Consider the following 13,697-nt stretch of genomic DNA (forward strand, 5'->3'; position numbering starts at 1 on the left):
GACCGCCGACCGGTTCGTGGCCGATCCATTCGGCTCCGGTGACCGGCTGTACCGAACCGGCGACCTGGTGCGCCGTCGCGGTGACGGCGTGCTGGAATACCTGGGCCGCACCGACTTCCAGGTCAAGCTCCGTGGACAGCGCATCGAGTTGGGTGAAATCGAATCCGCATTGGCAGCGGTCCCCGGTGTGGTGCACGCAGCCGCGACAGTCATCGACGCCGCCGAAGGTGTGCAGCACCTGGTCGGTTATGTATCGCCATCAACCATCGACGTGGATGCCGTGAAAGCATCGGTGACGCAGTCACTGCCGGTCTACATGGTGCCGTCGGTGTGGGTGGCGTTCGACGACGTGACGTTGAACAGTGCGGGCAAGCTGGACCGTAAGTCATTGCCGGAGCCGGTATTCACCACCGACGACTACGTGGCGCCCACCGGTGCGATCGAACACGAATTGTCGCAGATCTTCGCCGACGTGTTGGGTGTCGAGCGGGTCAGTGTCACCGATAGCTTCTTCGATATCGGCGGCAACTCGCTTTCGGCGATGCGGCTGGCCGCGCGTATCGGCGAGGCGTTGGGCACCGAGGTCGGTGTACGCGACGTATTCGCACATCCCTCGATCCGCGACTTGGCCGCTGCCGAACTTGCTGGAGTGGCACGTCCGCCGATCACCGCCACCCGGCCGCGCCCCGGCCGGGTGCCGTTGTCGTTCGCGCAGCAGCGTATGTGGTACGTCAATCAGCTCGATCCAGAGTCCTCGGCATACAACATTCCGGTGGTTTTGCGGTTGTCAGGGCCACTCGATGTGGCCGCGCTGCGCACTGCGGTCGGCGATCTCATCAGCCGACACGAGGTAATGCGAACGCTATTCCCGGCCGAGGATGGCCAGCCCGTACAACAAGTGCAGGAGGCGTCGCGGGCCGATTCTGAAATCGATTGGCAGATAGTCGATTCAGAAGAGGCTGTCGCCGCCGCGGTGACGACTGGATTCGATGTCAGCGCGCAGTATCCGATCCGGTTGCGGCTGTGGCCGGTGGCAAGTGACGAGTATGTTCTCGCAATCGTCACCCAGCACATCGCCGCCGACGGCGAATCGTTGGCTCCGCTGGTAGCCGACCTGGTCGCTGCCTACCTGGCTCGCGTCGACGGACGTGAACCCGAATTCGTCCCGCTGGCAGTGCAATTCGCCGACTACGCGATCTGGCAGCATCGGGTGCTTGGCGCCGCTGACGACTCGTCTTCGGTGGTCGGACGTCAATTGTCTTACTGGACAACGCAGTTGGCGGGATTGCCGGACGTCATCGAGCTGCCCACCGACCGGCCACGTCCCGCGGTCGCGTCGCAATCCGGTGCGCAGGTGACCTTCGAGATTCCGATGGCCACATCGGCGCGGATCGCGCGGATCGCGCAGGAGGCCGGTGCGACCAATTTCATGGTGGTGCACGCAGCACTCGCCGTTCTGCTGGCCAGGACCAGCGCTACCGACGACATCGCGATCGGTACCCCCATCGCCGGCCGTGGCCAGCAGGTTCTCGATCCGCTTATCGGCATGTTCGTCAACACGTTGGTGCTGCGGACCCGGATGGACGGCGGCGCCTCCTTCGCCGACATCCTTGCCGACGCGAAAGCTACCGACCTGGACGCGTTCGCTCACGCTGACGTGCCATTCGAGACAGTTGTCGACGCCGTAGATCCGGTCCGGTCGGCGTCCTTCGCGCCACTGTCGCAAGTCTGGCTCACCTTCGACCAGACGACGGTGCCCGAACTCGCGGGGGCCGGGCTGACCTCGGGTGAGGTTGCCGGGCTGCACGTGAGTCCGGTCGCCACTGACACGGTGCCGGCGCGTGTCGACCTGCTGGTCAATATTGTTCCTACACAAGATAACCCGTGGCAGGGGACGATCGTCTACGCCGTCGATCTCTTCGATGCCGCTACCGTGCGGTCTTTCGCCGCGCGACTGGTGAATGTGCTCGATAGCGTGGTCGACGACACCGGCATCGCGATCGGCGACATCCCGCTCGACGGTCCAGCGCAGTTCGTCGCGTCGCTAAGTCCGTCGGCCGCGCCCGAGGAAATACCGGCCGCCCCGGTGATAGCTGAGAACGCGGCAGTCGTCACCGGCGGCGCTGGCACCGCACCGGCGCTGCTGGCCGAACTGTTCGCGACAGCGGCCAGGCAGCATGGGATGCGCCAGGCGGTGGTGGATTCCGCCGGTGACAGCCTCACGTACATCGAACTCGATCAACGGTCGAATCGATTGGCCCGCTGGCTCATCACGCAAGGTATCGGACCGGAGAAGCTGGTCGCGCTGGCGATCAAGCGCTCGACTGCACTGCTCACCGCGATCTGGGCGGTAACCAAAACCGGCGGCGGCTACGTACCGATCGACCCCGACTATCCGGCCGAGCGGGTCGCGAACATGGTCGAAGATTCGGGTGCGGTACTCGGGCTGTCAGTCGACGACACCGGCGATCTCCCCGAGCACGGATTTGACTGGGCCCGTCTCGACGATCCGGCGACGGCAGCCACCATCAGTGGATTGTCGGCTGATCCGATCAGCGACACCGATCGGCTTGCGCCGGTGCGAATTTCCAATACCGCGTATGTCATCTACACCTCCGGGTCCACCGGGCGGCCGAAGGGCGTCGCAGTCACCCACTCGGGGCTGGCCAACTTCGCGACCGAAGAGATGCGCCGATCAGGTGCCGATGAGTACTCGCGCGTGCTCGGCTTCGCATCGCCCAGTTTCGACGCATCGGTGTTGGAATACCTCCTGGCGACGATCACCGGCGGTGTACTGGTCTATCGGCCGTCCGATGCGGTCGGTGGAGAAGTGTTGTCGGACTACATGATGCGGCAGGCGGTGACTCACACCTTCCTGACTCCGACGGTGTTGTCCACCCTCGATGCCCCGGCACTGCCGGCGCTGCGAGTGGTGTACGCCGGTGGCGAGGCGGTTCCGCAGGCGCTGAAGGATCAATGGGCTCCGTTCCGCCGGATCCAAAACCTTTACGGCCCAACCGAAACGACCATCGGTGTAACAATCGGCGGGCCGATGTCGGTTGGCGAACCGGTGACTCTCGGCGGTCCTATCGCGGGTGTCGGGCTACTCGTTCTCGACAGTCGGCTGCGGCCAGCGCCGGTCGGCGTGCCAGGCGAATTGTATGTGTGCGGCGGTGCGCTGTCCCGCGGTTACCTCGATCGCCCGGGCCTCACTGCGGATCGATTCGTTGCGAATCCGTTTGGGACCGAAGGTGATCGGATGTACCGCACCGGCGACGTGGTCCGCTGGCGCCGCGACGCCGCCGGTCAGGCGGTTATCGAATACTCCGGTCGCAGCGATGACCAGGTTAAATTGCGCGGACTGCGGATCGAACTGGGCGAGATCGAAACCGCGCTGGCCGACCATCCGTCGGTTTCGGCTGCGGTGGTGGTCGGCGTTCGCGGTGATGGCGGGATTGTCGACTCGGGGGAGTCGGTCATCTCCGCCCTGGCGGGATATGTCGTCGCCGATTCCGACGTGGACGTCGCCGCGTTGCGTCAGTGGCTCGCCGATCGGCTGCCGGAATATATGGTTCCGGGCAGTATCGCGGTCCTCGAATCGCTGCCGCTGACACCGGTCGGCAAGCTGGACCGTGCGGGTCTGCCCGCTCCCGAGCTGGGGTCGTCGGCGACCTACGAGGCGCCGGCCACCGCTGCCGAAGAGCAACTTGCCGCGATTATCTCCGGCTTACTCGGAGTGGATCGGGTTAGCGTCGCGGAATCGTTCTTCGCACTCGGCGGCGACTCGATCATGTCGATCCAGCTCGCTTCGGCGGCCAAATCCGCGGGTATTGTTCTGACCCCACGGCAGATCTTCGAACACAAGACAATCCGGGCGATCGTTGCGGCGGTGGGTTCTGGTTCGGCTCGCCTGCCTGAGTTAGCTGAGCCCGCCGACGGTGCCCCCGGCCCGGTGCCACTCACGCCGATCGTGTCGTGGATGCTCGAAAAGAGCGACTCGGCAACAGATTTCGCAGACTTCTCACAATCGGCGGTTCTGCAGGCGCCCGATGAGCTCAGTGACGGAGTACTGGCCAATCTGTTGGACGCGGTCGTGTCCGCACATCCGATGCTGTCGGCGACGCTGGAACAGACAAGCGGCGGATGGGAATTCACAGCAGGTACGCCGGCCAGGGCGCAGGTGACCGAATTCGAGTCGCCGCACCGAATCGGAACTGAGGACTTCGAGGCCGATATTGTCGCAGCGTTCGAGCAGGCGTCGGCGCGATTGGACCCCAGTGTCGGCCACAATGTGGCTTCCGCGCTGGTCCGTGATCCGGACGGGGCCGGGCGGGTGGTGTTGGTAATTCACCACCTGGTCACCGACGCGGTGTCCTGGCGTGCGGTGATCGAGGATTTGGTAACCGCGTGGGCGCACTATGTTGCCGGGCAAGAGATTTCACTGCGTGCCGAGGGGACATCGATGCGGGCGTGGGCCGGCGCGCTTGTCGACCGGATCGACGCGCGGGGCGACGAGGTTGACTATTGGCTTGCCCGGACTCCTGAGGTCCCTACCGACTTGGGTGTTCACCTCGACCGTGCTCGCGATCGTGCGCATACCGTCGAGACGGTAGTCGAAAATGTTCCGGCGGACGTGACCGAAGCGATTCTCACAACGGTCCCGAAGGCATTCGGCGGGGCGGTGAACGACCCGCTGGTCGCCGCGTTCGCTCGTGCGGTGCGGTCGTGGCAATCCGATCGGGGCATCGTCGACGACACCCCGGTGTCGATTCTGTTGGAAGGTCACGGGCGCTATGAAGACGTGCTCGCGCAACCGCCGAACGCGGTCCGCGCGGACCTTTCGCGCACCGTCGGGTGGTTCACCACGATCGAGGCGATGCGGATCGATCCGTCCGCCGACATCGCCCATGCGGTCAAGGCGGCCAAGGAAGAACGCCTGAGCAAACCGGCCGACGGTATCGGTTTCGGGCTGTTGCGCTATGGCGGGGACTCCACGCTGGCCGCCCGGCCACTGCCGCCGATCACCTTCAATTATCTGGGCAATGTGGCCGGCGGACAAGATACTTCCGGCGACCTACTGCCGGCGGCCGACGCGCCGCGTTTGCCCGGTACGGTCCGCGGTGACATGGTCGCCGCGAATGCTCTGACAGTGAATGTCGATACCGTCCGGAACGCCGACGGCCGCACCTTCTCGGCCGTATTCGGTTTCCCGCGTGCGCTATTCACCGCCGACGATATCGCCGATCTGGCCCGGCGCTGGACTCGGGAGCTGCGCTCGATCGTCGATCTGGTCGCGGCGGTAGGGAATCTGGGACTGTCGCCGTCGGATGTGCCTGGCGCGGCGCTGACGCAACACGACCTTGACGCTGTCGCGACGGCCTACCCAGATGCTGTGGTCTGGCCATTGTCACCGTTGCAGCGGGGCTTCGTCTTCCAGGCCGAGATGGCGGCCGGCGACTCGGACGCGGTGGATGTCTATATCGCGCAGGCGACGCTGGAACTCGGTGGCGACATCGACATCGATAGGTTGCACGCCGCCGCCGATGCATTGCTGGCCCGACATCGTGTGCTCAGGTCTGGCTATGTCCGCACCGTCAGCGGTGCGGTTGTTGCCGTGGTCCCGCCGTCGGTGACCGCTCCCTGGACAGTGGTCGACCTGCGGGGCGTCGATGCCCACACGGCCGCCGCGCGTCTCAACGAGGTCGTCGATAGCCAGCGCATCGAACCGTTCGACCTGACCGCACCGCCGCTGATGCGTTTCGTGTTGGTGCGCAACGACTCCGACGTGCGCCTGGTGGTGACGAGCCATCACATTCTGATCGACGGCTGGTCGAGCCCGTTGCTGATCGCAGACTTGCTTGCGTTGTACGCGACAGGGGAGACCTATACCGGGACCATTAACACCTCGGGCAACGATTTCGGCGACTTCCTGGCGCTACCTGGTGCGGCTGACGACGAGGCCGGACTGGCCGCTTGGCGTGAGGTGCTGGCGCCGTTGGAGAGTCCGACGCTGGTGTCTCGCGGTGCCGCGGCGACCCATGACCAATTGCCCGCCGATCACACGGTTCTACTCGATGCCGGTCTGTCCGCGGAAATTGAATCGATGGCACGCTCGCGCGGTGTAACCGTTTCGACCATAACGCAATTCGCGTGGGCGATGCTGCTGTCACAGTTGACCGGCAATCGGGTCGTCACCTTCGGTGAAACCGTTTCGGGGCGCCCGGCCGATCTGGACGGTGTCGATGCGATGGTTGGTCTGTTCATCAACACTCTTCCGGCGGTGGTTGATGTCGATCCGACGGCCACGATCGGCGAGGTACTCGACCGGCTGCAGGCGGCCAAGGTTTCGGTGCTCGACTATCAGCACGTCGGGTTGCCGGAGATCACCGCTCTGACCGGACTACCGGTCCTCTTCGACACGCTCGCGGTCCACGAGTCCTACCCGATCAATACCGAATCACTGTCGCAGGGTGCGGAATTGCCCGGCGGCGCAGTGTTACGCGATGTCATCGCCCGCGATGCGACTCACTATCCGCTCAACCTTGGCACTACCCCCGCCGGCGATCGCCTCGAGGTCAAGATCAAGTATTTGCCCGGTGTATTCGCGCAGGACCAGATCCGGGTATTCGCCGATGTGATTGAACGGGTGCTGCGGGCCGTCGTCTACGACGCCGACGCGCAGATCGGCAGCTTCCATCTCGTCACTGCCGCCCGGGAACGCGACCTGCGGAACTGGTCGGTTGGCGAGGCGACACGTGTCACCCACAAGACTGCGGCGGATCTTATTGCCACACAGGCGAATAACTCGCCTGGTGCCGCTGCGCTGCGCTTGGGTGAGCGCACGGTGAGTTATGCCGAATACGGTGTTCGTGTCGCGACGCTGGCGCGCCAACTCATCGCGTCCGGGGTAGGACCCGATGTCGCCGTCGCCTTGTGTGTGCCGCGTTCGGTTGAGATGGCAGTCGCTATCGGAGCGGTCGTCGCCGCGGGAGGTCATTACGTACCTGTCGACGTGGAAACGCCGGTTGACCGCGTGCAGTACATGTTCGATACGGCCAAGGTGGCGGTATTGCTGGTTCATCAGAACATGCCAGTGGTTCCCGCGGTACACGTGGCAGCCCAGGCTCAGCTTCCAGTCGTGACAGTTGGTTCCGGTGAAGAACCGGACTGGTCGACGGTACCCATTTCGGCCACCGAGCGACTTTCGCCACTGCGCCCGGACCATGCGGCGTACACATTGTTCACCTCGGGTTCGACCGGCCGGCCCAAGGGCGTCACGGTTACCCACCGTGCGTTAATATCCCATCTGACCGCCGATCAGGCCTGGTACGGATTTGACGCCTCCGATGTATTCCTGCAAGTACCCGAATACACCTTCGATCCGTCGGTCGCCGACTTCTTCCGTCCGCTCATGGTCGGTGGCACGCTGATTCTGCTCGCGCCGGGTGAACACCGAGACCCGCACCGCATTGCCGAGGCGATCGACAGCTTTGGCGTGACCTCGGCGATCCTGGTGCCGTCCCTGTTGTCGGCAATGGTCGATACTCTTGGGGGTCAGGGTGATTCGTGGTTCAGATCGTTGACCCGGATTCACACTGGTGGCGAGCCGACCCCACCGGCCCTGCTCCGTCGGATCGGCGAACTCTGGCCGTCGGTGACACTGCACAACCAGTACGGTCCAACCGAGACGACGATCTATGTGACCATCCAGCAACTGCTCGCCGACCGGGCCGCCGCGGCGATCGGTCGGCCGGTCGCGAACAGTAGTGTGCTGGTGCTTGATTCGCGGTTGCGTCTGGTGCCTGCCGGGATTCCGGGCGAGTTGTACCTGGGTGGCGTGCAGGTCGCGCGCGGCTATGCCGGTCGGCCGGGGCTGACAGCTACGCGATTCGTACCTGATCCGTTCAGTGAATCCGGTGCACGTCTATACCGATCTGGCGACATGGTCCGGTGGTCCACCACCGGCGAGTTGGAATACCTCGGACGCACCGACTTTCAGGTCAAATTGCACGGACAGCGGATCGAACTCGGTGAAATCGAAGCCGCTCTACTGGCCCGGCCCGACATTGTGCATGCGGCTGCGGTGGTTGCTGCCGCGGGCGGCGACGACCACATCGTTGCCTATGTGGCGCCTGCGAGCGTCGACGTCGATGCGGCGAAACATGCTCTCGCACAAGTTCTGCCGGAGTTCATGCGTCCCACCGTTTGGATGTCTCTGGAGGGGTTGCCCTTCACGGCTTCGGGCAAAGTTGACCGAAACGCCCTGCCGGAGCCAGTCATCAAGGCGGGCGAGTACATCGCTCCCGTCGATGAGCGGGAAGCCCTGGTCGCGGAACTGATCGCCGATGTGTTAGGTACGCAACGGGTCTCGGTCACCGCGAGCTTCTTCGACCTAGGGGGCAACTCACTATCGGCAACTCGCGTTGCCGCGCGGGTATCGGATGCCTTCGACGCCGACGTGTCGGTCCGTGACCTCTTCGCCGCGCCGTCGGCTCGGGAACTGGCCGCGGTGATCGTCGGCGGTACCGCGATAGTGCCACCGGTTGCCGCGGTGGTGCCCCGCCCGGAAACCATTCCGTTGTCCTTCGCGCAGCAACGAATGTGGTTCATCAACCAATTCGATACCACGGCACCGACATACAACATTCCGATCGGTCTGCGGCTCACCGGCACGCTCGATGTCGACGCCGTGCGCGCGGCCATCGGTGACGTGGTGGCGCGTCACGAGGTACTGCGTACGACCTTCCCAGCGATTGACGGCGTACCCATGCAATTGGTGCACGCGGCGAAATCGCCTGCAGCAGCGTTAGATTGGGCATTGGTGCATTCGGAGGAGGATCTTGTTCGAGCGGCCGCGACCGGCTTTGACGTCTCGCGCGATGTCGGCCTGCGAGTGCGGCTACTGCGGAAATCCACTGACGAACATGTGCTGATGGTGGTTATGCACCATATCGTCGGCGACGGTGAATCAACCACACCGCTGGTGACGGATATGGTGACGGCCTATCTCGCCCGTGCGGCAGGTACGGCGCCGGTGTTCGGCCCGCTGCCCGTGCAGTTTGCCGACTACGCCATCTGGCAGCACACCGCGCTTGGTTCGGTCGATGATGCCGACTCGATCGTCGGCCGCCAGATGAACTACTGGACAACGGCTTTGGCTGGGCTGCCGGATGTGCTGGAGTTGCCGACCGTTCGTGCCCGGCCGGCGGTGGCGTCTCATCGCGGTGAACGGGCCGAGTTCGCGATCCCGCGCGATGTCGCGATGCGGATCGAGGATCTGGCCCACCGGAATGGTGTGACTCCGTTCATGGTGCTGCACGCGGCGCTTGCGGTGTTGCTCGCGCGGACATCGGGAACCGATGACATCGCAATTGGCACCCCGGTCGCCGGTCGCGGCTCGGCGGTACTGGACCCGATGGTCGGCATGTTCGTCAACACCCTCATCCTGCGGACCCATGTCGACTTGGGGCACTCGTTCGCCGACCTGCTCACCCAGGTGCGCACCACCGATCTGAATGCTTTCGGCAACGCGGATCTGCCTTTCGAGGCGTTGGTCGATCGACTGAATCCGGTTCGTTCGCAAGCCTTTTCGCCGCTGGCGCAGGTAATGCTGAACGTCTCGGACGAACTGGATGCCGACCACCTCTTCGATAGCGGAGAGCTGTCTGTCGCCCCGATGGAGATGGCGTCGGTCCCTGCTCAACTGGATCTGACCTTTAGCGTCGCCGTCGCCGGATTCGGCGAAGCCTGGCATGGATCACTCATCTACGCCACAGATCTATTCGACGAGCCGGCGGCCCAGGGGCTGATCGAACGCTGGTTGATGGCGCTCGATGTTCTCACAGCGGGGCCGGATACCACCGTGGGTGATGCACGATTTGTGCCAGGCGCGGCGCTCGAGCAGGTTCGCCAATGGTCCGCCGGGACTGTCGACTCGTCGCTGGCCACCGAACTGAGACGAGGCAAGTCCGCGAAGGCGGCTCTGGTCGTGGGCGAGCGGAAGGTGCCGTTCGCCGAGTTCGACGCACGGGTAGCGATTTTTGCCCGCGAGCTGATCGCGACTGGTGTCGGTCCGGATATCGCTGTGGCGGTGTGCATTCCGCGCTCGGTCGAGATGATGGTCGCCGTTCATGCGATCTTCGCGGCCGGCGGCCAGTATGTGCCGATTGACATCGACACACCGGCCGACCGCGTGAAGTACATGCTTGATGTCTCCGCTGCCTCGGTTGTCTTAGTGGCCGGTGACGGAACGGTTGGGTCGGTCGCCGCCGCCGCTCGGCACACTGGAGCGCGCCTGATTACGGTCGACGCGAGCACCGATGTCTCGCTGGTGACCGAGCCGATCACCGATGCCGAGCGCGTCGCGCCGGTTCGTGGTGACCACGCCGCTTACACGTTGTTCACTTCGGGCTCTACCGGACGCCCCAAGGGAGTGACGGTTTCCCGGGCGGCGTTGGCCAACCGACTCGGCTGGATGCACGCGGCCTATCCGATCGCTAAGCGTGACGTCGTGCTGCAGAAGACGCCGTACACCTTCGACGTCTCGGTGTGGGAGTTGTTCTGGCCCTTGCAGGTTGGCGCGACCCTGGTGATCGCTGAACCCGGACGTCATGGTGACGCGCAGTACCTGGCGCGCCTGATCGACGCACATCGGGTGACCGTCCTGCACTTCGTGCCGTCGATGCTGTCGGCATTCGTCGACGTGCTCGGCGAGCGGCTGAACAGTCTGGTGTCCCTGCGGTATATGTTCACCTCCGGTGAGGCATTGACACCCGCGGTCGCACAGGCGGTCGTTGCCAGCCTGCCTCGACTCGAACTGCACAACCTATACGGGCCGACCGAGGCGGCCGTCGACGTGACGAGTCACCAGGTTCTCGCGGGCGAGCAGATCGTGCCGATCGGTCGGCCGGTACCGAATACCGCCTCCTATGTTCTCGACACTCGCCTGGCGCCGGTTCCGGTCGGCGTACCCGGCGAGCTATACCTCGGCGGTATCCAGGTGGCTCGTGCCTACGCCGGACAGTCCGGACTGACATCTGAGCGTTTTGTGGCAGACCCCATCGGGCCGGCGGGTAGTCGGTTGTATCGCACGGGCGATGTCGTTCGCTGGAATGCCAACGGAGAGTTGGAGTACCTGGGCCGGTCCGACTTCCAGGTGAAGCTGCGCGGCCAGCGCCTCGAACTCGGCGAGATCGAGTCCGTCGTCGGCGGCGTGCCGGGCGTGGTGCATACGGCGGTGACCGTCGCGCAGACCGCCGCCGGGGAATTCCTCGTCGGCTACGTGAGTCCGGCGAATGTCGACGTGACCGCGCTGGATTCGGCTGTGGCGCAGGCGTTGCCGGAGTACATGCGTCCGACGCGATGGATGCGACTGGACGCCATGCCGTTGAGTACGGCGGGCAAGGTCAACCGGAAGGCGCTGCCCGCGCCCGAGTTCGAGGCCACGAGTGCGGAATTCGTCGGTGCCGACAACGACACCGAGCTGATCATCGCCGACGTCTTCGGCGATATCCTCGGCATCGACGAGGTCAGTGTGACAACGTCATTCTTCGATCTCGGCGGCAATTCACTGGCCGGCACCCGGCTGGTCGCCCGCCTCGCCGATCGGCTGGATGCCGATGTGTCAGTTCGGGATCTCTTCGATAACCCAACCGTCCGTGGGCTGGCCGGCGGCATAGTGAGCGGTAGCCGAACGGTCGCCCGTCTCACCCCGCAGCCTCGTCCCGAGCGTATTCCGCTGTCGGCCGCACAACGCCGAATGTGGTTCATCAACCAATTCGACGTCGAGTCAGCGACCTACAACATTCCGCTTCCCCTTCGGCTGCGCGGTGGCATCGATGTGGCTTCGCTTCAGGCCGCGTTGCTGGACGTCATCGGCCGCCACGAAGTACTCCGAACTGTCTACCCATCCGACGACGGTGGACCGCGCCAGCAGATCGTCGATATCGATACGGCCGCCGCGCAATTGGTTTGGGTGCGAGCTGCACACCGCTCGGACCTCACGGAGGTCGCGGCGCGCGGATTCGATGTGAGTGTCGATCTGCCGATCCGAGGTGCTTTCCACGAAGAAGGCGACACCGTGGAGATCGTGCTCGTCGTCCACCACATCGCCTTCGACGGCGAGTCGATGCAGGTGCTGGTCACCGATCTGGTGACCGCGTACGCTGCCCGCGCCGCGGCCGATATACCCCAGTTCGCACCGTTGCCGGTGCAGTACGCCGACTACGCGCTCTGGCAAAGCGGCGCACTCGGATCGATGGACGATCCGGAATCGGAGATTGTTCGGCAGCACCGCTATTGGCTCGACGCCCTCGACGGTTTGCCGGACGTCACCGATCTGATGATGGATCGACCCCGTCCCGCAGTGCTTGACCCCGCTGCCGGGAGTGTGCGGATCGACGTCGATCCTGTTCTCGCCGAGAAGATTCCGTCCTTCGCAACCGAACATGGGGTCACCGGCTTCATGGTCTTCCACGCGGCGCTGGCGATCACCATCGCGCGACTGGCCGCCACCGACGACGTGGTGATCGGCGCCCCGATCGCCGGCCGTGCCGACGCGGCGCTCGATCGCGCCGTCGGTATGTTCGTCAACACGCTGGTATTGCGAACCCCTGCGGCTCCTGGCCAAAGCGCGGCCGAATTGCTTTCCGTGGTCCGCACCACCGACCTCGACGCCTTCGCGCATGCTGACGTCCACTTCGAGCAATTGGTCGATGTACTGGCGCCGCAGCGTTCGACCGCGCATGCACCGTTGTTCCAGATCGCCCTTACGCACACCGCCGGGGCGCTGGATTCGGGACCGATCGATCTGGCCGACCTGGGAGTATCCGTCGAACCGATGCTCGACCTGGGAACAACCGAGGCGAAGGTCGATCTGGCGGTCAGCGTGCACGAGTCCGCCGAACGCATCTCTGCCGAATTTTCTTACGCCACAGCTCTATTCGACGAATCGACGATCGCGCGTTTCGCGACGGTATGGTCGCGGGTGCTCGACGCGGTGGTGACTGATTCGTCGATCCCGATCGGCGACATACCGCTGGCAGAGCGTTCGTCGCGTGCCGCGATCCCGGCACCGACAGCGGCACCGTCGGCGACGCGCGCGGTCAGCGCGGACGGAACACTTGTCCACCATCTGCATCGACGTCGACTCGATCCGACGCACCCCGCGTTGATCTGCGGTGACCAGACGCTGTCGTATCGCGAATTCGAAGAGCGCACCAATATCGTCGCCCGAGAAGTCATCGCGCGCGGCGCGTCACCAGACGACGTCGTGGCCGTCGCCATCGAACGGTCAATCGAGTCAGTCGTCGCCGTCTGGGGTGTCATCAAATCGGGTGCGGCGTACGTGCCGATCGATCCCGGTTATCCGGCCGAACGCATCGAGTACATGATCGCGGACTCGGGGGTGCGGCTAGGCATCACCGTGCCGCATACCCGTGATCAACTCGGACAGTCCGGGTGCACCTGGCTCGATCTCGTGGATTTGGAAGCAGCGCAGCGGGATTCGGGTGAGATTGATCCGGCCGAACGCAATGGCTCGGTCACCCTGGACAACCTTGCCTACCTCATCTACACGTCGGGTTCGACCGGCCGGCCCAAGGCCGTCGCGGTGTCCAACCGCGGAATCACCGATTTGATGGCCGCGCATGCTCAGGTGTCGGGGACCCGGGAAGACGGTCCGGATACTCGAATCCTGC

1 protein-coding gene (cut by both window edges) is annotated in these 13,697 nt (G+C 64.4%); it reads left to right on the forward strand.

Every position in this 13,697-nt window falls within one protein-coding gene, locus AAFP29_RS04600, for a non-ribosomal peptide synthase/polyketide synthase (protein WP_419216118.1), read on the forward strand. The gene is 33,543 nt long; 12,518 of those nucleotides lie to the left of the window and 7,328 to its right, leaving coding positions 12,519-26,215 in view (codon 4,173, partial, through codon 8,739, partial); the first codon wholly inside the window starts at nt 2. Both the start codon and the stop codon lie outside the window.

This window comes from Gordonia sp. CPCC 205333 (genome assembly GCF_048537885.1).
Lineage (GTDB): Bacteria > Actinomycetota > Actinomycetes > Mycobacteriales > Mycobacteriaceae > Gordonia.